General features: G+C 68.2%; 21 protein-coding genes and 1 tRNA gene. 10 read left to right on the top strand and 12 right to left on the bottom strand.

Annotated features, from left to right (window positions below):
• Window positions 1-318: 318 nt before the first annotated feature.
• Window positions 319-741 (top strand): tyrosine-type recombinase/integrase, encoded by a 423-nt coding sequence (locus HKK74_RS11865; RefSeq protein ID WP_376771523.1) that lies wholly within the window; start codon window positions 319-321, stop codon window positions 739-741.
• Between the two features lie 64 nt (window positions 742-805).
• Here the strand turns inward: HKK74_RS11865 and HKK74_RS11860 are convergent.
• The 9 genes from HKK74_RS11860 to dnaA all read right to left on the bottom strand — a co-directional run bounded on the left by HKK74_RS11860 (window position 806) and on the right by dnaA (window position 13872).
• Window positions 806-879 (bottom strand) — tRNA-Ile (locus tag HKK74_RS11860).
• A gap of 101 nt (window positions 880-980) precedes the next feature.
• A complete protein-coding gene (locus HKK74_RS11855; protein ID WP_187243205.1) occupies window positions 981-1529 on the bottom strand; it encodes a DUF3566 domain-containing protein in 549 nt (182 codons plus the stop codon).
• An 879-nt stretch (window positions 1530-2408) separates the two neighbouring features.
• Complete coding sequence (gene gyrA, locus HKK74_RS11850) at window positions 2409-4913, bottom strand: DNA gyrase subunit A (protein WP_187243204.1); 2505 nt, start codon at window positions 4911-4913, stop codon at window positions 2409-2411.
• A gap of 59 nt (window positions 4914-4972) precedes the next feature.
• Window positions 4973-6913: a DNA topoisomerase (ATP-hydrolyzing) subunit B gene (gyrB, locus tag HKK74_RS11845; RefSeq protein WP_187243203.1), complete on the bottom strand. Its 1941-nt coding sequence runs from the start codon at window positions 6911-6913 to the stop codon at window positions 4973-4975.
• 271 nt (window positions 6914-7184) lie between these two features.
• Window positions 7185-7943, bottom strand: coding sequence for a DciA family protein (locus HKK74_RS39790; RefSeq protein WP_312881428.1), 759 nt, complete (start codon window positions 7941-7943; stop codon window positions 7185-7187).
• The gene (gene recF, locus HKK74_RS11835; protein WP_187243202.1) at window positions 7933-9078 is read right to left on the bottom strand and encodes a DNA replication/repair protein RecF; all 1146 of its coding nucleotides are present in this window, start codon (window positions 9076-9078) and stop codon (window positions 7933-7935) included. Before recF ends, HKK74_RS39790 begins: the two co-directional genes overlap by 11 nt.
• A gap of 134 nt (window positions 9079-9212) precedes the next feature.
• On the bottom strand, window positions 9213-10091 hold the full coding sequence (gnd, locus tag HKK74_RS11830) for a phosphogluconate dehydrogenase (NAD(+)-dependent, decarboxylating) (RefSeq protein ID WP_187243201.1): 879 nt from the start codon (window positions 10089-10091) through the stop codon (window positions 9213-9215).
• Window positions 10092-10163: 72 nt separating this feature from the next.
• Entirely contained in the window at window positions 10164-11291 is a 1128-nt protein-coding gene (gene dnaN, locus HKK74_RS11825) for a DNA polymerase III subunit beta (RefSeq protein WP_187243200.1), read from the bottom strand.
• A 490-nt stretch (window positions 11292-11781) separates the two neighbouring features.
• On the bottom strand, window positions 11782-13872 hold the full coding sequence (gene dnaA, locus HKK74_RS11820) for a chromosomal replication initiator protein DnaA (RefSeq protein WP_187243199.1): 2091 nt from the start codon (window positions 13870-13872) through the stop codon (window positions 11782-11784).
• Between the two features lie 472 nt (window positions 13873-14344).
• Here dnaA and rpmH point away from each other — a divergent pair, with 472 nt between their 5' ends.
• The 5 genes from rpmH to HKK74_RS11795 all read left to right on the top strand — a co-directional run bounded on the left by rpmH (window position 14345) and on the right by HKK74_RS11795 (window position 16795).
• The gene (rpmH, locus tag HKK74_RS11815) at window positions 14345-14482 is read left to right on the top strand and encodes a 50S ribosomal protein L34 (RefSeq protein ID WP_312881427.1); all 138 of its coding nucleotides are present in this window, start codon (window positions 14345-14347) and stop codon (window positions 14480-14482) included.
• Between the two features lie 134 nt (window positions 14483-14616).
• Window positions 14617-15006 carry a ribonuclease P protein component gene (rnpA, locus tag HKK74_RS11810; protein ID WP_187243198.1) on the top strand — a complete coding sequence of 130 codons (390 nt, stop codon included), beginning with the start codon at window positions 14617-14619 and terminating at the stop codon, window positions 15004-15006.
• A complete protein-coding gene (gene yidD, locus HKK74_RS11805; protein WP_187243197.1) occupies window positions 15003-15329 on the top strand; it encodes a membrane protein insertion efficiency factor YidD in 327 nt (108 codons plus the stop codon). The genes rnpA and yidD overlap by 4 nt, the downstream gene beginning before the upstream one ends.
• A complete protein-coding gene (yidC, locus tag HKK74_RS11800) occupies window positions 15319-16284 on the top strand; it encodes a membrane protein insertase YidC (protein WP_187243196.1) in 966 nt (321 codons plus the stop codon). The genes yidD and yidC overlap by 11 nt, the downstream gene beginning before the upstream one ends.
• Before the next feature lie 28 nt (window positions 16285-16312).
• Window positions 16313-16795, top strand: coding sequence for a Jag family protein (locus HKK74_RS11795; protein ID WP_187243195.1), 483 nt, complete (start codon window positions 16313-16315; stop codon window positions 16793-16795).
• Window positions 16796-16973: 178 nt separating this feature from the next.
• Here the strand turns inward: HKK74_RS11795 and HKK74_RS11790 are convergent, their stop codons facing one another.
• Window positions 16974-17477, bottom strand: a complete 504-nt coding sequence (locus HKK74_RS11790) for a DUF6458 family protein (protein WP_187243194.1) — start codon at window positions 17475-17477, stop codon at window positions 16974-16976.
• Between the two features lie 170 nt (window positions 17478-17647).
• Between HKK74_RS11790 and rsmG the strand changes: the two genes are divergently transcribed.
• From rsmG to HKK74_RS11770, 4 genes are all read left to right on the top strand, one after another.
• A complete protein-coding gene (rsmG, locus tag HKK74_RS11785; protein ID WP_187243193.1) occupies window positions 17648-18334 on the top strand; it encodes a 16S rRNA (guanine(527)-N(7))-methyltransferase RsmG in 687 nt (228 codons plus the stop codon).
• 317 nt (window positions 18335-18651) lie between these two features.
• The gene (locus HKK74_RS11780; protein WP_312881426.1) at window positions 18652-19566 is read left to right on the top strand and encodes a ParA family protein; all 915 of its coding nucleotides are present in this window, start codon (window positions 18652-18654) and stop codon (window positions 19564-19566) included.
• Between the two features lie 121 nt (window positions 19567-19687).
• The gene (locus HKK74_RS11775) at window positions 19688-20635 is read left to right on the top strand and encodes a ParB/RepB/Spo0J family partition protein (protein WP_187243192.1); all 948 of its coding nucleotides are present in this window, start codon (window positions 19688-19690) and stop codon (window positions 20633-20635) included.
• 251 nt (window positions 20636-20886) lie between these two features.
• Window positions 20887-21504, top strand: coding sequence for a GNAT family N-acetyltransferase (locus HKK74_RS11770; RefSeq protein WP_187243191.1), 618 nt, complete (start codon window positions 20887-20889; stop codon window positions 21502-21504).
• A gap of 98 nt (window positions 21505-21602) precedes the next feature.
• On the opposite strand, the gene trxA is transcribed toward HKK74_RS11770, so the two are convergent.
• Entirely contained in the window at window positions 21603-21917 is a 315-nt protein-coding gene (gene trxA / locus HKK74_RS11765) for a thioredoxin (protein WP_187243190.1), read from the bottom strand.
• Window positions 21918-21959: 42 nt separating this feature from the next.
• A complete protein-coding gene (gene trxB, locus HKK74_RS11760; RefSeq protein ID WP_187243189.1) occupies window positions 21960-22916 on the bottom strand; it encodes a thioredoxin-disulfide reductase in 957 nt (318 codons plus the stop codon).
• Window positions 22917-22936: the final 20 nt, after the last annotated feature.

Raw genomic sequence — 22936 nt, 5'->3', positions numbered from 1 at the left:
CTTCACCGGCACACACTCGGTGCACGGTGGCGGTGACCCTTCCTTTGTGATCAGGATCTCTCAAGCTTTCTTCGCTTGGCTCGGTCGCCGTAGAGGCCGCAAGTCGAGTTAGGCGCAGCGCGACCCGCGGCTGCGGCTCGCGCTGGCAGGGTTGGGGCCGGTCGATGGCCGTCGGCCACCCCGTAAGGACGACCGGAGGGAGTCAGCCGGCGCCGTGTCGGCAATTCCGTCTCAAGCGTCGTCCCGGGTAGAAGCCGCTGCCTGGTTTCGAACCGGCCAACCTCGGCGGCGCGACCCCGCAGCGCGTCGAGAGCCAGCTTGTGCGCACTGAGGTCAAGACGGCGGCGGGATCTGCCGATGCTGCCCCTCGTGTGGGATGGCTTCATCGAGTTGGCCGAACGGCAGATGTTCGCCCGGCGGCGGGCCGGTGATGGCTGGCATGAGACAGGACTCGTCTTCACCACCAAGAGTGGGCGGCCGATCGAGCCGCGCAACCTGGCCCGCGTCTTCGAGCGGATCTGCGTCAACGCGGGACTTCGCCATATCCGGTTGCATGATCTCCGGCACACCACGGCGTCATTGCTCAAGAGGCTTGGGGTTCCGCCGAGCGACGCCAAGGAGATCTTGGGTCATGCTCGGATCGCGGTCACGTTGGAGATCTACACGCACGGAGACAACGAGAGCCATCGGGATGGGCTCGGGAAGGTGGCGGGGGAGCTGTTCGGTGAGTCGGAGAGCTAGCCGTTGCTGTCACCGTTGCTGTCAAAAGCCCCCACCAGTGATCTGGTGGGGGCTTTGAGCTGGGTGGGCCTAGGAGGACTTGAACCTCCGGCCTCATCCTTATCAGGGATGCGCTCTAACCGACTGAGCTATAGGCCCGGGGTGCTGTCGCCGTAACCGGCGACGAGATGGGAGATTACCCCATCGCGCCGGGCAACGGAAATCGGATTACCCGCTACGCAGCAGCATACCCGGCGGTGCTACTCGGCCTCCTTCAAGGTCACCTCGATGCCGCCAACGAGATCGGCCGTCATGTTGTAGATCATGGCGCCGACCGTGGAGAGCGCGGTGATGAGGAAGACGTTCAGCGCGCCGACCAGTGACGCGTAGCCGAAGACGCGGGCGAAGGAGAACCAGCCGGCGGCGTCGAGACCACCCTGGTTGGAGCCCTGCTCCCGGGTGAGGTCGTTGACGGTCGAGCTGATCGCGTCGAAGACGCCGAGGACCGACAGGACCGTGTAGAGCACGATGACCGCGACCAGCAGGACGACGAAGCCGACCAGTGACATCACGAAGCTGAACTTCATCACCGACCACGGCTCCAGGCGAGACAGCTGGAGGTGGGCCTTGCGGGGGGACTTACCGCTCGGCTTGCCGGCCTTGGCGGCCTTCGCCGCTTTGCCGGCCTTGTTGGCCAGGCCCGCCAGCCGGTCCTTCGACCGCCCGGTGGACGGCGGGGCGACCGGAGGGGCTCCGGCGGCCGCGCCGATGTCGTCCCGGGGGTCGTACGACATGGAACCGCCGGACATGCCGCGATCGTGCGACGGACCGCCGGCGTCCGGCGCCGGGCTCCACAGCGGGCTTCCGCCGCCGGGCCGTGGCCCGGGGCCGCTGGCGCCGCTGCCGCTCGTGCCGGGCCTGGAACCGGGGGAGTTCCCGGTGGGTGCGGCACCGCCGGCCGGCGGCCCACCGGCCGAGTACGACCGGTCGGTGGCGGACGGGCTCGCGGGCGACGAGCTTCCTGAGAACGGGCTTCCCCCGGACGGGCTTCCCGGCGAGGAGCTTCCCCCGGAGGGGCTTCCCGGCGACGCGGCTCCTGCCGACGAACTTCCCACGGACGAGCTTCCCGCCGATGAACTTCGTGCGGAGGGGGTTGCCGCGGATGTGGACTGCTCGATGATCGACGACGGGCCGGCTGGGACCGATCCGTCCGGCCCGTCCTCCTCGGCGGGCACGCCGGCCGGGCCAGAGGCCGACTTGCCGGCGGCCGACGCCACACCGGAGGCCGAAGCACCCGAGGCCGGACCGGATGACGGGCTCGAGGTCGCGCCCGAGCCGGGCGAGTCGTTCGACGCGTTCAACTCGCCGGGCTCTGGCTTCTTCTCATTGGTCACTGATTCCCCCGGGACCTGCGTTCCGTTCGCGGACGCGTCATCGCCTGGAGCATCGGCCGTGGGACGATCGGACGCGGGGAGCATGCGCTCCGGAGCCGGGACCTTGATGGTGGCCTCGTCTCGGGCGGAGCTGGCCGCAGTGGTCTTCCGGGGGGGCTTGCGGCCCCCCGACTGGGAACCCCCGGCACCGGACTTGGACGTGCCACGACCACCTCGGCCTTTACCCTGGTTGGGCTGGGCACTCACGCGTCCTCCTCGCCTGATGGGCCGAAGACCTCCTGGGGGCGAGGTGAGTCACTCACCCTCGACCTCTTCGACGGTCTCCGCGTCCACTATCGACTCAACGTTCCTCGCGATGGCTACGATGCTGTCGCCGTCGGCGAGGTTCATGAGACGGACTCCCATGGTCTGTCGTCCGGACTGCTTGATCTCCGCGGCACTGGTTCTGATGACGCCGCCGTTCGAGGTCATGGCGAAAACCTCATCATCCAGACGAACCATGAGTGCCCCTACCAACCTGCCGCGGGTTTGCACGATCTTAGCGGTCAGAACTCCCTTACCCCCACGGCCCTGCAAGGGGTACTGGTCGATCGGCGTGCGCTTCGCATACCCGCCCTCGGTGGCCACAAGCACGTCTTCTTCGCCGTTGTGGACGACGTGCATGTCGAGCATTTCCTGACCATCGTCGAAACGCATACCGATGACACCGCTCGTGGCCCGGCCCATCGGCCGCAGCGACTCGTCCGAAGCCCGGAACCGGATCGCCTGGGCGCCGGTGCTCACCATGAGCAGATCGTCCTCGGGCCCGACGAGCCGGGCGGCGATTACCTCGTCGTCCTCTGTCAGGTTGATCGCGATGATGCCGCCGGAGCGGGGCGAGTCGAAGTCCGACAGCGCCGTCTTCTTGACCCGCCCCTGCTTGGTGGCGAGCACGAGGTACGGCGCCACGTTGTAGTCGCGCAGGTCGAGCACCTGGGCAATGTGCTCGTCTGGCTGGAAGGCCAGCAGGTTGGCCACGTGCTGGCCGCGCGCGTCCCGGCTGCCGTCGGGCAGTTCGTAGGCCTTGGCGCGGTAGACGCGTCCCTTGTTGGTGAAGAAGAGGATCCAGTGGTGCGTCGTCGTCACGAAGAACTGGTCGACGATGTCGTCCTGCTTCAGCTGCGCGCCGCGCACGCCCTTGCCGCCGCGTCGCTGGGCGCGGTACTGGTCGGTCCTGGTGCGCTTGGCGTAGCCGCTGCGGCTGATGGTGACGACGACGTCCTCTTCGGCGATGAGGTCCTCCATGGACACGTCACCGTCGAAGGGGATGATCTCCGTGCGCCGCTCGTCGCCGAACTTCTCGACGATCGCCGTCAGCTCCTCGCCGACGATCCGCCGCTGCCGCTCCGGCGAGGCCAGGATGTCGTTGTAGTCGGCGATCTCCGACATGAGCTTGTCGTACTCGTCGGTGATCTGCTGACGCTCGAGGGCGGCCAGCTTGCGCAGCTGCATGTCGAGGATGGCCTGCGCCTGGACCTCGTCGATCTCGAGCAGCCCCATCAGGCCCTGCTGGGCGGCCGAGGCGGACGCTGATCCGCGGATCAGCGCGATGACCTCGTCGATGCGGTCGAGCGCCTTGAGCAACGCGCGCAGGATGTGCGCCCGCTCTTCGGCCTTGCGGAGCAGGAACTTCGTCCGGCGGACGATGACGTCGATCTGGTGCGTCACCCAGTGACGTACGAACTGGTCCAGAGGGAGCGTGCGCGGCACGCCGTCGACGAGCGCGAGCATGTTCGCGCCGAAGGTCTCCTGCAGTTGGGTGTGCTTGTAGAGGTTGTTGAGCACGACCTTGGCGACCGCGTCGCGCTTCAGCACGATGACGAGGCGCTGCCCGGTCCGGCCGGACGTCTCGTCCCTGACGTCGGCGATCCCGGTGATCTTGCCTTCCTTCACCTGCTCCGCGATCTTGAGAGCGAGGTTGTCCGGGTTGACCTGGTACGGCAGCTCGGTGACGACCAGGCAGGTGCGGCCCTGGATCTCCTCGACCTCGACGACCGCGCGCATGGTGATCAGGCCGCGGCCGGTGCGGTAGGCGTCCTCGATGCCGCGCCGGCCGACGATCAGGCCGCGGGTCGGGAAGTCCGGCCCCTTGACCCGCTCGATCAGGGCGTCGAGCAGCGCCTCGTCGGAAGTCTGGAAGTTCTCCAGGTACCACTCGACGCCGGCCGCCACCTCGCGCAGATTGTGCGGCGGGATGTTCGTCGCCATGCCGACCGCGATGCCGGCCGCGCCGTTCACCAGCAGGTTCGGGAAGCGCGACGGCAGGACGTCGGGCTCCTGGCTGCGGCCGTCGTAGTTCGGCGAGAAGTCGACGGTCTCCTTCTCGATGTCGCGCAGCATCTCCATGGCGAGCGGCGCGAGACGGCACTCGGTGTAGCGCATCGCCGCCGCAGGGTCGTTGCCCGGCGAGCCGAAGTTGCCGTTGCCGTCGACCAGCGGGTAGCGCAGCGACCACGGCTGGGCCAGCCGCACCACGGTGTCGTAGATGGACGCGTCACCGTGCGGGTGGTAGTTGCCCATGACGTCGCCGACGACGCGGGCGCACTTGAAATAGCCGCGGTCGGGACGGTACCCGCCGTCGTACATCGCGTAGAGCACTCGGCGGTGCACCGGCTTGAGCCCGTCGCGCACCTCCGGCAGCGCCCGCGCGACGATGACCGACATCGCGTAGTCGAGATAGCTGCGCTGCATTTCGACCTGGATGTCGACCGGTTCGATGCGGTCGTGCGGGACGCCGCCCTCGGTGGTCACTTCCGTCACGTGGAGAACCTCTTCTTAATAGCGTGGAAGGTCATGCGATCGCGTCTGCCCGGCGGCGACTAGACGTCCAGGAAGCGGACGTCCTTGGCGTTGCGCTGGATGAAGGACCGCCTGGCCTCCACGTCCTCGCCCATCAGGACGCTGAACAGCTCGTCGGCCTGTGCCGCGTCATCGAGCGTCACCTGCAGCAGCACCCGGTTGGCGGGATCCATGGTGGTGTCCCAGAGCTCGTTGGCGTTCATCTCGCCGAGGCCCTTGAACCGCTGCACCTGGTCACGGGGACGCGGGTCGCGCTTGCCGGCCGCGATGCCGGCCTCGATGACCGCGTCGCGCTCCCGGTCGGAGTAGGCGTAGGCCGAGTCCTGCCCCCGGGCATCCCACTTGATCTTGTAGAGCGGCGGCTGGGCCAGGAAGACATGGCCCGCCTCGACCAGCGGCTTCATGAAGCGGAACAGCAGGGTGAGCAGCAGCGTGCGGATGTGCTGGCCGTCGACGTCGGCGTCGGCCATCAGGATGACCTTGTGGTACCGGAGTTTGGAGATGTCGAACTCATCGTGGATGCCGGTGCCCAGCGCGGTGATCATCGCCTGGACCTCGTTGTTCTTGAGGACCCGGTCGATTCGGGCCTTCTCCACGTTGAGGATCTTCCCGCGGATCGGCAGGATCGCCTGGGTCACCGCGTCGCGACCGCCCTTGGCGGAGCCGCCCGCCGAGTCGCCCTCGACGACGTAGATCTCCGACTTGGACGGATCGGTCGACTGGCAGTCCGACAGCTTGCCCGGCAGCGACGTGGACTCGAGCAGGCTCTTTCGCCGGGTCAGGTCGCGGGCCTGCCGGGCGGCGATGCGCGCCCGCGCGGCCTGCAGCGACTTGTTGATGATCTCCTTGGCCTCGCCGGGGTTCCGGTCGAACCAGTCACGCAGGTGCTCGTTGCACGCCTTCTGCACGAACGACTTCGCCTCGGTGTTGCCCAGCTTGGTCTTGGTCTGCCCCTCGAACTGCGGGTCGGCCAGCTTGATCGAGATGATCGAGGTCAGGCCCTCGCGGACGTCCTCGCCGGAGAGCCGGTCGTCCTTGCCGTCCTTGAGCAGCTTCTGGCCGAACGCGTAGTTGTTGACGATGGTCGTCAGCGCGGACCGGAAGCCCTCCTCGTGGGTGCCGCCCTCGGCCGTGTTGATGGTGTTGGCGAAGGTGTGGACCGACTCGGAGTACGAGGAGTTCCACTGCATGGCGATCTCGACCGACATGCCCTCGACCTCGTCGGCGAACGCCACGACCGAGTTGTGGACGGCGTCCTTGGAGGCGTTGATGTGCCGGACGAAGTCCTCGATGCCGCCCTCGTAGTGGTAGGTGACCATCCGAGGCTCGCCGTTGGCATGGCCGGGGCGCTCGTCGCGAAAGGTGATCGACAGGCCGCGGTTGAGGAACGCCATCTCCTGGAGCCGGCGCGACAGCGTCTCGAAGCTCCACTCGACGGTCTCGAAGATCGTGTCGTCCGGCCAGAAACTGACCACGGTGCCGGTCTCGTCGGTCGGCTCGTCACGGGAGATCGGGGCCGTGGGATGGCTGCCCTCGTACGTCTGCCGCCACACGTGCCCGTCGCAGCGGATCTCGACCTCGAGGCGGGTCGACAGCGCGTTCACCACCGAGATGCCGACGCCGTGCAGGCCCCCGGAGACCGCGTAGGACTTGCCGTCGAACTTGCCGCCCGCGTGCAGCGTGGTCAGGACGACCTCGACGGCGGGGCGCTCCTCCCCGGGCACAATGCCGACCGGGATGCCACGTCCGTTGTCACGGACGCGCACCCCACCGTCGGCGAGCAGGGTGACGTCGATGCTGTCCGCATGCCCGGCCAGCGCCTCGTCGACGGAGTTGTCCACGACCTCGTACACGAGATGGTGGAGTCCCCGCTCACCGGTCGAGCCGATGTACATGCCGGGGCGCTTGCGCACCGCTTCCAAGCCTTCAAGGACCGTGATAGAGCGAGCGTCGTACGCCAAAGGAAGATCCTCCTGCCAGGGACACCCGCCGTTCGAGCGTGCCCCGTAACACACGTATGGGCGGCCACCCCTTCGGGCCGCCCACAACGGCGCAGTGTCCTAAGTCAGGGTCCATTCTATCTGGTGAGCGGCCCGAAAGTGGCACTGACCGGCGCTGAAGTCGCGTGTGGCGGCCGAACTGGGCAAGATTGACATCCCCCTACTCATCCTGGGGGCATCTGGGCCGTGTGTGGCGCTCACCGCGAAACTCGGCAGTAGCCGTGCGAACAGGTTAGCGAACGCGCCAAGCGCCGCGCCGACGGGGAGCGGACGCCGGTCCGGTCACCTTGACCCGGCGTACGGTTCCGTCGCCCAGTTCCTCGTTCAGCCTGCGTACGAGCGTGCCGGCGAGCAGCCGGAGCTGGGTCGCCCAGGCGGTGGAGTCCGCGGCCACGACGAGTTCGCCGTCCTCGAACCGCTCCGGCTTGGTGTGCTCGGCGAGCTCGGGCCCGACGATCCCGCCCCAGTTGCCGAACACGCCGCCGACGGCGGCCCGCTGTTCCCAGCCCCGGTCCGCCAGAAGATCGCGGATCGCCGCGCCGAACGCCCGGGGATCACCGCCGCGCCCCGGTTCACGGACGGGTCTCGGCGCCCGCCTGCGCTGCGACCCCGGCACCGACCCGCGCTTCCGCGCGTCGGCCTTGGCCTGGGCGAGCGCCTCGCGCGCCATCTCGATCGCGGTGTTCGCGGCCTCGCTGCGCTGTGTTGAATCGCCTCGCCTCCGGCTCGGCGGCTCGGGACGCTCCGAGGCGGCGTCTTCCCTCGTCGCTCCGGTCGCTCGTTCCTCGTTTTCGTGCCTCGCTCCGCTCGGCGCCTCACGGGCCTTGAGATGCCGTCTTCCCTCGTCGCTCGTTCCTCGCTCCCTGCGCTCCTCAGTCCAGACACCATCGCCCGCTCGGGGGCTCCCTGCGCTCCTCAGTCCAGACACCGCCGCGTCCCTCGCGGCCTCTTCGGCCGGTTCGAACGGGCGCGTGGGGTTCTCATCGGACACGGGTCACCTCTCCGTCCGCCACGTCGTACGCGGCGCCCCTGAGCTCACCCGGCACGTCGGCCGGCACGGCCGCGGTCACCAGGACCTGCTCGGCCGGTGCGACGAGCTCGGCGAGCCGGCTGCGCCGGCCGGTGTCGAGTTCGGCGAAGACGTCGTCCAGGATCAGCACGGGGTCGTCACCGTCGGCTCTCAGCAGCTCGAACGCGGCCAGCCGGAGCGAGAGGGCGTACGACCAGGACTCTCCGTGGCTCGCGTATCCCCGGGCGGGAAGATCACCCAGCCGCAGGTGCAGCTCGTCACGGTGCGGTCCGACCAGGCTGACGCCGCGTTCGAGTTCGGCGCGCCGGGACTCGCCGAGCGCCCTCTCCATCACGGCCACCAGTGATCCACGGTCTGTGGACGGCTCGGCGCCGCCGGCGCCCTCGCCCTCGCCGTGGGCGGAGCTGCGGTAGATCAGATCGGTGGCTGCGCTGGGGGCGAGCGAGTCGTAGGCCTTCGCGACCAGCGGGCGCAGCGCCGCCACCAGGTCGAGGCGGCCGGCCAGCAACTCGGCGCCCGCGCGCGCCAGATGCGAATCCCAGACGTCGAGGGTGGCGAGCATCTCGGCGCCCGGCGCCCGCCGGTGCGCCGCCGCCGAGCGGAGCAGCGCGTTGCGCTGCTTGAGCACCCGGTCGTAGTCGGAGCGCACGCCCGCGAACCGGGGTGCGCGCGCGGTCAGCAGCTCGTCGAGGAATCGGCGCCGCTCGCCCGGATCGCCCTTCACCATCGCGAGGTCCTCCGGCGCGAAGAGCACCGTCCGCAGTATCCCCAGGATCTCCCGTGGCCTGGGGACGGGGGACCGGTTGAGCCGGGCCCGGTTGGCGCGGCCCGGGTTGACCTCGATCTCGATCAGTGCCTTCCGGTCGTCGCGCACCACTCCGGCGCGCACGATCGCCCGTGGCGCGCCGTGCCGCACGAGCGGCGCGTCGGTGGCCGCCCGGTGGCTGCCCTGGGTGGCGATGTAGCCGATCGCCTCGACCAGATTGGTCTTTCCCTGCCCGTTGGGGCCGATGAACGCGCTGACCCCGGGCTCCAGCGGGACCTCCGCGGACGCGTACGACCGGAAGTCCTGGAGGGTGAGGTGGGCGACGTGCACGGGATCGAGGGTAGGGCCTTCGACCGGCCGCGCGCGCGTCGGCTGCGGGCCCGGAAGGCGCACCCCCGCCCATCCCCAGACTGTGGATGATTCTCCACAGTCCTGTGGACGGGGGCGGCCGGCGTGCCGCCGGGTCAGGCCACCGGCTCGACCGGATGGCCTCCGAACTGCTTGCGCAGGGCCGCGACGACCTTCATGGCCGGTGAGTCGTCCTGCCGGGAGGCGAAGCGGGCGAACAGCGACGCGCTGATCGCCGGCAGGGGGACGGCGTGGTCGACGGCGGCCTGCACAGTCCACCGGCCCTCACCCGAGTCGTCCGCGCGGCCGCGGATGCGCTCGAGGTTCGGGTCCTCCTCCAGCGCCCGGTTGAGCAGCTCGAGCAGCCAGGACTGGATGACGGTGCCCTCCTGCCAGCTGCGGAAGGTCTCGGGCACGTTGTGCACGACGTCACTGGCCTTGAGCAGCTCGTAACCCTCGGCGAAGGCCTGCATCATGCCGTACTCGATGCCGTTGTGGACCATCTTGGCGAAGTGGCCGGCGCCGGCCGGGCCGCTGTGGACGAAGCCGTACTCTCCCTCCGGCTTCAGGCTCTCGAAGATCGGCATGAGCTGCTTCACATGGGCGTCGTCGCCGCCGACCATGAGCGCGTAACCGTTCTGCAGGCCCCACACGCCGCCGCTGACCCCGACGTCGACGAAGCCGATGCCCTTGGCCGCGAGCTCCTCGGCATGCCGGCGGTCGTCGAGGTAATGGGAGTTGCCGCCGTCGACGATGACGTCCCCGGGCTCGAGGATTTCCCCAAGGCTGTGGACGGTCTGCCGGGTGGGCTCGCCTGCGGGCACCATCACCCACACCGCACGCGGCTTGGGCAGCCGCTGCACGAGCTCCTCCATGGATCCGACATCACTGATCTTCGGGTCACGGTCATAGCCGATCACGGTGTGCCCACCACGGCGCAGCCGCTCGGCCATGTTGCCGCCCATGCGGCCGAGGCCGATCATCCCCAGTTCCATGCCCGGATCACCCCTTGTATGTACGTTTCAGGCGCTTGATGAGGCTAGTTCCCCATCGATCGTGATGGAGCCCTAACCCGAGAGCCGAACCGGCATGATCAGGTAGCGGTAGTTGGGGTTGGCGCCCTCCTCCGGGGGCTTGCCCGTGAGCACCGCCGGCTTGGTCGGCGTCGTGAACGACAGCCGCGCCGTGTCGGAGCCGATCGCAGACAGCCCGTCGAGCAGGAAGCCGGGGTTGAACGCGATGTTGATGTCCTCGCCCTCCAGCGTCGCCTCCAGGGCCTCCACGGCCTGAGCCTCGTCGCCGGTGCCGGCCTCGAGGACCACCTCTCCCTGGCTGAACGACAGGCGTACGGGGGTGTTGCGCTCGGCCACGAGCGAGACGCGCTTGACGGCCTCGATGAACGGCCCGGTCTGGATCTCGGCCAGACCCGCGTATTCGCTCGGCAGCAGCGACCGGTACTTCACGAAGTCGCCGTCCAGCAGCCTGGAGGTCGTGCGGCGGCCGCCGCCGGTGAAGCCGATCATTCCATCGCCCGGACCGCCCGCACCGCCCAGGGCGATCGACACCTCGGCTCCGGAGGTCAGCGACTTGGCGGTGTCGGCGAGCGTCTTGGCGGGCACCAGGGCCACCGCGGAGAAGTCCGGGCGCTCCGGCTTCCAGTGCATCTCCCGCACGGCCAGGCGGTAGCGGTCGGTCGAGGCGAGGGTGACGGTCTCGCCCTCGATCTCCACACGTACGCCGGTCAGCATGGGGATGGTGTCGTCACGGCCGGCCGCGATCGCCACCTGGCCGACGGCCGCCGCGAACTCGTCACTGCCCACGGACCCCGCCGCCGGCGGCATCTCCGGCAGGCTCGGGTAGTCCTCCACAGGCATGGTCAACAAGGTGAACTTCGCACTGCCACAGGTGAGCATCACCTTGGCGCCGTCGGTCGTCATCTCGACGGGATGCGGGGGCAGGCTTCGGCAGATCTCCGAAAGGAGGCGTCCCGACACCAGCGCCGTGCCGGGGTCCTCCACATCGATGTCCGTGGCGACCTGGGCGGAGACCTCGTAGTCGAACGCCGACAGCCGCAGCCGGTCGCCCGCCTCGATGTGCATACCGGCGAGCACGGGGACCGGGGGCCTGACCGGCAACGAGCGCGCGGTCCAGGCGACGGCGTCGGCGAGTGCGTCTCGATCTATGCGGAACTTCACGGGGACCCGCCTCCTGCTGGGTTTGGACTCAGGTTGTGGTGGAAGAGATCTTGGGACGCTCGGGACGGTTGATCCCCAGGCCCTTACTTGGTACTGGATTTTTTCTTGTAGAGAGAGAAAGAGTAGTCATAGTCATAGGGGCCGTGGACAGTGTGGACAGAGGGTGTTTCCGCAGGTCAGGCCCTGAATTTCTGTCCACCGCCAGTGTGCATGCCGCGTGGACGGCGCGGCTCCGCCTGAGGATGAACAAATTCTCTCCCCCGGTTGTCCGCACGCTGTCCCCCGGTTGTCCACGCCTTGTCCGCAGGTTGTCCCCCACGGTCTTTCCCAGGCCGGCGACACGTGACGAACCGGCCTGTGTCCGTCCCCACGGCGTCCCCAGTCCATCCACGAATTGTCCTCAGGTTGTCCGCAGCTTGTCCCCGGAGTCGTCCACACGGATCCACAGAGTTTTCCCCAGCCTGTGAAAGTCGCGGGAAAGCCGGCGGGTTCAGCGGTTGCGGGCTTGCTGCTTGATCCGGTTGGTCAACTCGGTGACCTGGTTGTAAATGGATCGGCGCTCGGCCATCAGCGAGCGGATCTTGCGTTCGGCGTGCATGACCGTGGTGTGGTCACGGCCGCCGAACTGCTGCCCGATCTTGGGAAGTGACATCTCGGTCAGCTCCCGGCAGAGATACATCGCGATCTGCCGAGCGGTGACGAGGACCCGGGACCGCGACGGGCCGCAGAGGTCGTCGATGGCGATCCCGAAATAGGTCGCGGTCTGCGCCATGATCGTCGCGGCCGTGATCTCTGGGCCGGTGGCGTCGGGGATCAGATCCTTCAGCACGATCTCGGCCAGCTGCATGTCCACCGACTGGCGGTTGAGGCTGGCGAAGGCGGTGACCCGGATGAGGGCCCCCTCGAGCTCCCGGATATTGGTGGAGATCTTCGATGCGATGAACTCCAGCACATCGCGAGGGGCGGCGAGACCCTCCTGTGCCGCCTTCTTGCTCAGAATCGCGATACGCGTCTCGAGCTCGGGTGGCTGCACATCAGTGATCAGCCCCCACTCGAACCGGTTCCGCAGCCGATCCTCCAGCGTTACCAGTTGTTTGGGTGGCCGATCACTGGAGATCACGATCTGCTTGTTCGCGTTGTGCAAGGTGTTGAAGGTGTGGAAGAACTCCTCCTGCGTCTGTTCCTTGTTCTCCAGGAACTGGATGTCGTCGACGAGGAGGATGTCCACATCCCGGTAGCGACGGCGGAATCCGTCCGCCTTGCCGTCCCTGATGGCGTTGATGAAGTCGTTGGTGAACTCCTCGGAGCTCACATAGCGCACGCGTGCCCCGTTGAAGAGGCTCTGCGCGTAGTGACCCACCGCGTGCAGCAGGTGCGTCTTGCCCAGACCTGATTCCCCGTACACGAACAGCGGGTTGTACGCCTTCGCGGGGGCCTCGGCCACCGCCACCGCCGCGGCGTGCGCGAACCGGTTGGACGAGCCGATGACGAAGGTCTCGAAGGTGTACTTCGGATTCAACCGCGCCTGTTCCGGCCGTGCCTTGGGCTCGCCCGACTCCTTGCCCTGGGGCGGGCGGGGCTCTGGCACGGAGGCCCGGCGCGGCGGCTGCCAGGGGGCCGCGGGGTCGATCTCGGTCCGGTCGGCCGAGGTGCCCACCGCGAACGGATCGCGTTCGCCCTGCGGGTGGTCGGACCGGGCGAAGTCCGGCCGCCGGGGCTCGGACTGCGCATAGCCCGGCCGCGGGTAATCCTGCTGCGGGTACTCCGACTGCTGGTACTCCTGCTGCGGGTAGTCCTGCTGCGGGTACTCGGACTGCGGATAGTCCTGCTGCTGGTACTCGGGTTGCGGGTAGTCCTGCTGCGGGTAGTCCTGCTGCGGGTAGTCCGAGCGCGGACGATCGGGCGGGGGAAAGGCGGAATCGTCCGGCCGGCGCGAGGGGCCGCTGCCGAGGGACCCGCCGAGCGTGTGCCCGGTGATGTGCGACGGCGCGTGGCCGCCGCCGGGTTGCCGGCTCGTGGTGGGCCCGCCCTCAGGTGGTGCCGGAGGCCCGGGATATCCGCCGGGCTGGCCCGTTCCGTACGCCGGGGTGTGGTGCTGCGGGTGTTGCGCGTTGTGGTGCGGCGGGTTCTGATGCGACGAGCCGTGGGCGGCCTCACCCTGGTGCTCCTGCTGGAACTGGGGAGGGTAGGGCGACTCGTGGCCGCGACCGTCGGGGACGGGATATCCACCAGGCGGCTGCGGATTGGGGACGGGGTTGTGGATAAAACCCTGCGCAGGCTGGTTCTCGTACCCGGACGGCTCGCCCGTGGGCGCCGATCGCGGCTGATCGGGCTGCACCGTGACCGCGATCCTGATCTCCCGCCCGAGCTCTCGGGAGAGCTCCCGGGTGATCAGGGCGCGCATCCGTACCTCGAACGCCTCCTTGGCGAACTCGTTCGGTGCGGCGAGCAGGGCGGTGTCCTCTACCAGTGCCAACGGGCGGGTGAGGGGCAGCCAGGCGCGGTAGTTCGGCGGCAGCTCACCGGCGGACAGGGCTTCGAGGGTCCGCGCCCATGCCGCCGCGAGGTCCTGACCGTCCATGCGCAAAGTCCCCTCCTGTCACACCGAGATGCGGAGTGACCTACTCTCTCACGCGTCGTCCACAGAGTTGTCCACATGTTGTGCACGACCGTCGAACGGCTGTGTGGTACTCCGCGAGATGGACGAGCCTGGACCGGGGGAAGGGTCCGCATGGCACCGGGTGCCCCGCCAGATGGCGGCAGCGCTCCGTCCGGGTGACGGTAGTCCCTTCTGCAGGGCGCGTGCAAGACTCTCCAGGGCGGGCGCTGGGCGCGATGGGACGCCTTTGCCCGACCGCCTCCAAGGGTACGGATCCCGGCTTCGCCCTGTCCCCGTTTGACCTAACGGGCGGATAACCCGTAGCGTTCTACGGTCGAGTCGCATCGATGCGGTGTCGCATGCCCGAAGCATGGCCCTCGCTGCGGGGGACCTCACGCGCCCCGCGATGCGGCGCCATCCATACGAAGATCTGACCGCAGCACTGGAGCCTCGAGTGAGCAAGCGTACATTTCAGCCGAACAACCGTCGCCGCCACAAGAAGCACGGCTTCCGGCTGCGCATGCGCACCCGGGCCGGCCGGGCCATCCTCGCGTCGCGGCGCCGCAAGGGCCGCGACCGCGTCGCGGTCTGATCGATCCTTCCGGGCGGGCCCGCGGTGTCTGCACAGAGAAGCGACCGGGAGCACGGCATCCCGGCGCGACGGCTCGGCACACCACTGCTGTTCGCTCGCCGGACGCCGCGCGGAGTGCGGCGTGGAGCATAGTCATGCTGCCGTCCGGGCTACGGATGCGGCAGCGGGCCGAGTTCACCTTGGCCGTCCGGCGCGGACGCCGTGCCGGACGGCCGAACATCGTCACCCACCTGCTACGCAGAGATGAGATCGATGCCGAGCCTCTGGCCGGCTTCATCGTCGCACGCACCGTTGGAAACGCGGTCGTACGCAATAAAGTGCGGCGCCGCCTCCGGCACCTGGTCGCCGACCGCGTCGCCCGACTTCCGCGAGGTAGCCTGCTTGTGGTGCGCGCCAACCCCAAGGCCGCATCCGCCGGCCACGATGATCTGGCCGCGGATCTCGACTCGGCCCTCGACCGGCTCCTGCGCGACCAGTCACCCGGCAGGGGCGGTGGGGTCCGAACTGACAAGGGGCGGACATGACAGTGCGGAAGCCGACGCCCGCGGCGCGGGTGCTCATGCTCTTCGTCGCCGTCTATCGCCGCTTCCTGAGCCCCCTGCTCGGCCAGCAATGCCGGTTCCAGCCGACGTGCAGCGCCTACTCGATGGAGGCGCTTCGCGTGCACGGAGCCGCGCGAGGTACTTGGCTCACCGTGCTGAGGATCGGCCGCTGTCATCCGTTCCACCCAGGGGGGCACGACCCCGTGCCACCGCCGAAAGGCACTGTGGCACCGTACAAAGACCTTCAGCCGCGCGGAGAGCGGCACCGTCTCATAGAGCACAAGGAGCTGACCGGTGACTCTTGATCCGCTGTACCGGGCCGTGGCCTGGGTGATCGTTCAGATTCACACCGGTCTCAGCTACATCTTCGATCCCAACAGCGGCTGGGCATGGGGTGGGTCGATCTTCCTGCTCACCGTGCTCATGCGAGTTCTGATCTTCCCACTGTTCGTGAAGCAGATTCACGCCTCGCGGAAGATGCAGGAGCTGAACCCGCAGGTTCAGGCGCTGCGCAAGAAGTGGAAGAACGACAAGCAGCGCATGAACCAAGAGGTCATGAAGCTGTACCAGGAGAACGGGGCCAACCCGCTCTCCGGCTGCCTGCCGCTGCTGGTCCAGATGCCGATCTTCATCAGCCTCTTCCAGGTGCTCAACAAGATCGCCAACGCCGACGAGGGCAATGGCAGCCACGGCATCTCGCCCGCCCTGGTGCACAGCGCCCAGCACGCCGACATCTTCGGTGCGTCTATCTCCACGAAGTTCCTGGACGCGTGGAACGCCGGAACGATCAGTGGCATCGTCGTCTGTGGGGTTGCGGTGCTGATCAGCTCCACCACCACGTACTTCAGCGTCAAGGCGAGCATGAGCCGGCAGCCGGCCATGGACGAGAACAACCCGATGGCGTCGGCCCAGAAGATGATGGTCTACCTGGCGCCGATCTTCGGTCTGTTCGGTCTCGGCTTCCCCCTCGGTGTGCTGATGTACTGGGTGACCTCGAACTCGTGGACGCTGGCGCAGACCCACTACATCCACAAGAAGTACCCGGTCGCACAGAACGGCACGGCTCAGGCGGGTGCCGCCAAGAACGGTGCCAAGCCGGCCAAGTCCACGAAGACCGCGCCCGCACCGGCCGGTGGGCTGAAGGGCAGGCTGAAGAAGGAGCCCGAGCCGGCTCCCGAGCCCGAGGCCAAGCCGAAGGTGATCCGCCAGCAGCCGGTGAAGAAGCCGCGAAGCAAGCGCAGCGGGTCCCCCAAGCGCTAGATTTCAACCAGCGAGGCGAGGAGGACGCGTGAGCCAGGCCGATACCGAGGTCAACGTGCAGGACCTTGAGCAGGAGGGCGAGATAGCCGCCGACTACGTCGAGGGCCTTCTCGACATCGGTGACTTCGACGGCGACATCGACATGGACGTCGAGGGCGAGCGTGCGATGGTCGCGGTCGTCGGCGCGGCTCTCGACGAGCTGGTGGGCAAGCGCGGCGAGGTGCTCGAGGCCCTGCAGGAGCTGACCCGTCTCGCGGTGCACCGCAAGACCGGCAACCGTACGCGGCTGATGCTCGACATCGGCGGCTACCGCGAGCGCCGCCGGGCCGAGCTGACCAAGCTCGGCGAGGACGTGGCGTCCGAGGTCGCGCGCACCGGCGAGCCGAAGCCGCTGGCACCCATGACGCCCTTCGAGCGCAAGATCGTGCACGACGCCATCGCCGCCGCAGCACTCCGCAGCGAGTCCGAGGGCGAGGAGCCGAACCGCTACGTGGTGGTCTTTCCCTCCTGACCCTCGACGACGCGATACGCGTTCCCGACGGCCGCGGCCCCGCTTCGAGCGGGACCGCGGCCGTTCGCCGTTTCAGGACCGGCGCGTCGGGGCTGGAGCGCCGGTACCCCACGCTTCAGTGCCGAAGTGGTACGGGCCGAAGCTGTATGAGCCGAGGCGGTACGACCCGACGCCGCCGTCAGGGCCGGAATCGGCGCCGGGTGGTGGTCTCGCGCACCTGCTGAGCGGGCGCGGCCTCGTCCGGAGGCGTCGTGGGACGCGGCGGCACCGGTTGCCCCGGCTCCGCGGGCTGCGATGACCGCGTCGAGGCCCCGGCCTGCGGCGGAATGGTCTGAGTCGGGTCGGCCTGCGGCGGCACCGGTTGTGTCGGCTGGGTGTGCGGCCGCCCGTCCTGGACGGGCGTATCGACGACCCGCCGCTCGACATGGACGTGCGGCATCGGCTCCTCCGGCCGCACGACATAAAGGGGATCCTCCTGGACGTCGGCGAGCGAGGCCGCGCGGAGCGAGGCCGCGCGCCGGCGTGGGCGCGTGTACATCAGGGTGAAGGCCAGGTTCAACAGGCTGACGAGGATGAAGATCCAGCCGATCATATGGATGTCGATGCCGGGCAGGTCGAAGCGAACGGCAAAGGCGAGGATCGCGCCGATCGCAAAGAAGACCAGGCTTACTCCGAGACCCATTGTGGTGGTCCCTCCTTCTGCACAGTTCGCTGCCGGATGGCCGCGAGAACTCGCCCGCGGCAGCGGACCGTCCCGCTCTCGCCGTCTCGATACCCGGTGTGCGTACGGGAAACCTGCGAGGGCTCCTCACCGAGTGCGCGTGCGGTCCGGTCTATGGGACGATTCGTTCAGTGGGAGTTTCACTACCGGCGCCGCCGGAGGCACGCGAGATCTTCGGAGACGCGCTGCCTGCGGCCGAGCGATATGTGCAGTTTCTGGCCGAAGCCGGAGTAGAACGCGGTTTGCTCGGTCCACGTGAGGTCGACCGTCTCTGGGACCGGCATCTGATCAACTGCGCTGTGCTCGCCGAGGTCGTGCCGGACCGGGCGAGCGTCGTCGACATCGGCTCCGGCGCGGGGCTGCCGGGCATCGTGCTGGCGATCGTGCGGCCCGATCTCTCGATCACACTGCTGGAGCCACTGCTCCGGAGGACCACCTTCCTCACCGAATGTGTCACGATGCTGGATCTCCCGAACGTGACGGTACGGCGAGGCCGGGCCGAGGAGGTCGGCCGGGAGTTCTCGGTCGACGTGGTGACGGCCAGAGCGGTGGCGCCCCTCGACCGGTTGGCGCGATGGGCGCTCCCGCTCCTGCGGCCGGGCGGAGAGCTCCTCGCGCTCAAGGGTGAGCGCGCGGCCGCGGAGTTGAAGGAGGCCGGACCGGTTTTGGATGGTTTCGGTATCCGTACGGCCGAACTGCTACAGGTGGGCCACGGTAAAGTCGACCCGCCGACGACGATTGTGCGTGTGGTCGCCGAACGCGCCCCCCAGCGGGCCGCTGCATCGAAGCGGTCAAAGCGGCGGAAAGGTTTGAAATGAACACGGCACCAGGATTGGGCTGGCCCGACAACCCCGGCGACCCTGTGAACGACGACGTGTCCGGCGTGGGATGGCCGGCCGAACTCGCCACGGAAATGGAACCGCAGACTTCGCCGGTCAAGTCCCCCGGCGAGGCCGCCCCGGCAGCGAAGCCGTCCGGCACACGGTCCAAGAAGTCCGGCGGTCTTCCGCCCGGACACGCGGCGTGGGGGAACACGTCGTCTGGGACCGCTGAGACCGGCTATGTGCCGACGAATGGTCGCGGTGCCAAAGCTTCGGCGCCGCGCCGGGGGCCGAACCAGGGGGAGTCGCAGCTCGTGCGAGAGGCATTGAAGAACGCCACTGTTTCACGGGAAACATCGCCGGAGGAGGCGCAGCCGGAGACCATCGCCGCGGCCGCGCTCAAGGCGATGGCCAAGAGGGGTGACGGCGACTGGCCGCGTCCCGACCACTGTCGTGTGATCACGATCGCCAACCAGAAGGGCGGCGTGGGCAAGACCACGAGTTCGGTGAACCTCGCCGCCTCGCTCGCGATGCACGGCGCCCAGGTGCTCGTCATCGACCTCGACCCGCAGGGCAACGCCTCTACGGCGTTTGGCGTCGAGCACCACGCCGACGTCCCGTCCGTCTACGACGTCCTTATCGAGGACGCTCCGCTCAGCGACATCGTCGTCGCCGCTCCCGAGCTGCCCAACCTCTACTGCGCGCCGGCCACGCTGAACCTTGCGGGCGCCGAGATCGAGCTGGTCTCGAAGGTCGCCCGCGAGTCACGGCTGCGCCGCGCGCTGGACGGTTACGACAAGGGCAAGTTCGACTACGTCCTCATCGACTGCCCGCCCTCGCTCGGACTGCTCACCGTGAACGCGCTCGTCGGGGGTGACGAGCTTCTGATCCCGATCCAGTGCGAGTACTACGCGCTCGAGGGACTGGGGCAGTTGCTTCGGACGGTGGATCTCGTGAAGGCCCATCTGAACCCCCAGCTCCAGGTCTCAACGATCCTGCTGACGATGTACGACGCCCGGACCCGGCTGGCCGCACAGGTGGCCGAGGACGTCCGCAGTCACTTCGGTGAGGTCGTCCTGAACACGGTGATCCCCCGAAGCGTGCGAGTGTCGGAGGCGCCGAGTTACGGGCAGTCGGTCATGACCTACGATCCTGGGTCGAGCGGTGCACTGGCCTACAACGAGGCCGCGGCCGAGATGGCCCATCAGCCCATCGGCCGGACGTCGTGACCGATCCGGTCACCGGTGCGGTGCCTGGAGCGCGGAGCATCGTGAAGGGCGCCTCGCGGGCGTCCGGAGCCGTGCGAACTGAGCGGCGGGCCGAGCGAGCACAACAAAACACGGAGGTGTGGTGAGTCAGCAGCGACGGGGACTCGGTAAGGGGCTGGGTGCGCTCATCCCCACGGGGCCTGTGCCGGGGAGCGAGCCGGTCGGCGGTCCTTCCCAGTCCGCACCTCTGGCGGAGGTGAACGGGGCGCGGTTCGCCGAGCTTCCGGTGAAGTCGATCGCCCCGAACCCACGCCAGCCGCGCGATAACTTCGACGACGATGCGATCAAGGAATTGGCCGCGTCGATCGGCATCGTCGGTCTTCTGCAGCCGATCGTGGTGCGAGAGGCCGGCCCCGAGGACTACGAGCTGATCATGGGCGAGCGGCGCTTGCGGGCGTCGCGGCTGGCCGGCTTGGAGAGCATTCCGGCGATCGTCCGGGAGACCAGTGACACGGACCTGTTGCGGGACGCTCTTATGGAGAACCTGCACAGGCAGGAGCTCAATGCGCTGGAGGAGGCGGCGGCATATCGGCAGCTGCTGGACGACTTCGGCGCCACGCACGAGGAACTGGCGACGCGCATCGGACGTTCGCGTCCGCACATCTCCAACACCCTCCGCCTCCTGAACCTGCCGCCGGCGGTACAGAACAGGGTGGCGGCCGGCGTCCTCAGCGCGGGTCACGCGCGGGCACTGCTGTCGCTCGGCAGCACCGAGGCCCAAGAGCATCTCGCCTCTCGCGTCGTGGCAGAGGGACTCTCCGTACGGGCGGTCGAGGAGATCATCGCCACCCGCGACGCCGAGCCGAAGGCATCGGCGCCCCGCAGGGTGGGATCGCGCAAGCCGGCACCGCCCGTGCTCCGAGAGCTGGCCGACCGGCTGTCGGACCGCTACGAGACGAAGGTGTCGGTCGACCAAGGTAAGCGCAAGGGAAAGATCGTGGTCGAATTTGCCTCCATCGACGACCTCGAGCGCATCATCAAGGTCATGGCGCCCGATGCGGCCGGCTTTGCCGCCGCTGAAGACGACTGATCCGTTCGGCCGGAAACGACCCGGAAGCCCATACGGGCTCCCGGGTCTTTCTTTGCCCGCACCCGGGCAGTCGGCCGTTCGGGCAAGGCCGCACCTTGGCTCGGCACAAGGTTCCACGTGAAACATCGGCGGACGCGCGCGACGCGTGGGAGGCGCGTATGGCGGATGGACTCTCCGATACGATGCCCTTGGACCTGATCGGTTATCGGGAAATTCCGTGAAGGCGGTCCGTACCAGAAGGGTGCCTGCTGGTGTCGCGTCGTCTCGTCAGCGTCACGCTGGACAACCTTGATGATCTCCCGCGTCGTTGCCGGCGTTGTGTCTTCTGGGAGCTCGACCCCGTCAGCGGGGAGCGGGCCGAGGAGGCCGGTGACCCGGCGCTGGAGAAGGAGGCCTGGGTCTCCTCCACGCTGCTGGAGTGGGGGAGCTGCGGGAAGATCGCCTATGTCGACGGCGCGCCGGCCGGCTACGTGCTCTACGCGCCACCGCTCTACGTGCCACGCTCGGTGGCCTTTCCGACCAGCCCCGTCAGTGCGGACGCCGTGCTGCTGATGACCGCTCACGTGCTGCCGGAGTTCGCGGGCGGGGGTCTCGGCCGAATGCTCGTGCAGGGCGTCGCCAAGGATCTGACCCGGCGGGGAGTGAAGGCGATCGAGGCCTTCGGTGACCTCAAGGGGGAGGCGGGCACCTGCATGGTCCCCGCCGACTACCTGCTCTCGGTCGGCTTCAAGACCGTCCGGCCGCACCATCGCTTCCCGCGGCTGCGCCTCGAGCTCAAGTCGGTCCTGTCGTGGCGTGAGGACGTCGAGGTGGCCTTGGAGCGCCTCCTCGGCTCGATGACCCCGGAAGGCGCCCTTCGCCCCGTCTGAGCGGCTCTCAGCCCCTCAGCGACACTCCTCGGCAACGCGAACGGCTCCGCACCTCGCTCGGTGCGGAGCCGTTCGCGTTGCCGGAGGGCGCGGTGTGGTCAGATGAACTCCGCGAGCTCCCGGAGCATCGCAGCCTTGGGCTTGGCTCCCAAGATCTGCTTCACGACCTCGCCGCCGGAGTAGACGTTCAGCGTCGGGATCTTCAGTACGCCGTACTTGGTCGGCACCTGAGGGTTCTCGTCGACGTTCAGCTTCACGATGCTGATCTTGTCTCCGTGCTCCTTGGCGATCTCTTCGAGAACCGGGGCGATCATGCGGCACGGTGCGCACCATTCCGCCCAGAAGTCGACCAGGACCGGCTTGTCGCTCTTGAGGACCTCGGCCTCGAAGTCGGCATCGCTCACGGATTTCATGTCGATGGTGTCTCCTTCACTCGTCGACGACGGGCGTCGCCGTCAAACCTGCTGGCGGGTCAGATCCGCCAGATCCTGATCCTGGAGCCAGCGCTCGGCGTCGATGGCCGCCGAGCACCCGCTGCCGGCCGCCGTGACGGCCTGGCGGTAGATGTGGTCGACCACGTCGCCGCTCGCGAAGACGCCCGGGATCTTGGTCTTGGTCGTGGGCGCCTCGACGATCAGGTAGCCCTCGTCATCGGTGTCGAGCACGTCGGTGAACAGCTCGCTGCGCGGCTCGTGCCCGATGGCGATGAAGAGGCCGGTGACCTCGAGCGTGCGCTCGTCGCCGGTCCGCGTGTCGCGCAACCGGACGCCCCCCACCCGATCCTCGCCGAGGATGTCCACGACCTCGCTGTTCCACGCGAACTTGATCTTTTCGTTGGCGAACGCCCGGTCCTGCATGATCTTGCTTGCGCGGAGGCCGTCGCGGCGGTGGATGACGGTCACCGACCGCGCGAACCGGCTCAGGAAGATGGCCTCCTCCATGGCCGAGTCGCCGCCACCGACGACCGCGATGTCCTGATCGCGGAAGAAGAAGCCGTCACACGTCGCACACCAGGAGACACCGCGTCCCGAGAGCTGCTTCTCTTTCGGCAGGCCCAGCTCCCGGTACTTCGAGCCGGTCGCGATGATGACCGACTTCGCCCGGTGAACGTCGTCGCCGACCTTCACGATCTTGGGAGACGCGGTGAGGTCGACCTCGGTCGCGTCGTCGGTGATGAAATCGGTGCCGAAGCGCTCGGCCTGCTTCCGCATGTTGTCCATGAAGTCGGGGCCGAGGATGCCGTCGGGAAAGCCCGGGAAGTTCTCGACGTCGGTCGTGTTCATCAGGGCCCCGCCGGCGGTCACCGAGCCCTCGATGACGAGGGGCTTGAGGTCGCCCCGCGCGGCGTAGATCGCGGCCGTGTAACCCGCCGGGCCCGAGCCGATAATGATCACATTGCGAACGTCGTTCACTCCTGCGCCTTTCTCTGGAT

It is taken from the genome of Actinomadura alba, assembly GCF_014323705.1.
Taxonomy (GTDB): domain Bacteria; phylum Actinomycetota; class Actinomycetes; order Streptosporangiales; family Streptosporangiaceae; genus Actinomadura_C; species Actinomadura_C alba.
The sequence above is the reverse complement of the archived record's forward strand: the minus strand, read 5'-3'. Positions and strand labels throughout refer to the sequence as shown.

Coding starts and splice junctions, on each gene's coding strand:
- HKK74_RS11855 (WP_187243205.1), bottom strand. CDS start 1,529: ATGTCCGGCGGTTCCATGTCGTACGACCCCCGGGACGACATCGGCGCG.
- gnd (WP_187243201.1), bottom strand. CDS start 10,091: ATGGAACTGGGGATGATCGGCCTCGGCCGCATGGGCGGCAACATGGCC.
- dnaA (WP_187243199.1), bottom strand. CDS start 13,872: ATGGACGGTCAGGACCTCGCGGCGGCATGGGCGCGGACCCTCGAAGCC.
- rnpA (WP_187243198.1), top strand. CDS start 14,617: ATGCTGCCGTCCGGGCTACGGATGCGGCAGCGGGCCGAGTTCACCTTG.
- yidD (WP_187243197.1), top strand. CDS start 15,003: ATGACAGTGCGGAAGCCGACGCCCGCGGCGCGGGTGCTCATGCTCTTC.
- HKK74_RS11790 (WP_187243194.1), bottom strand. CDS start 17,477: ATGGGTCTCGGAGTAAGCCTGGTCTTCTTTGCGATCGGCGCGATCCTC.
- trxA (WP_187243190.1), bottom strand. CDS start 21,917: ATGAAATCCGTGAGCGATGCCGACTTCGAGGCCGAGGTCCTCAAGAGC.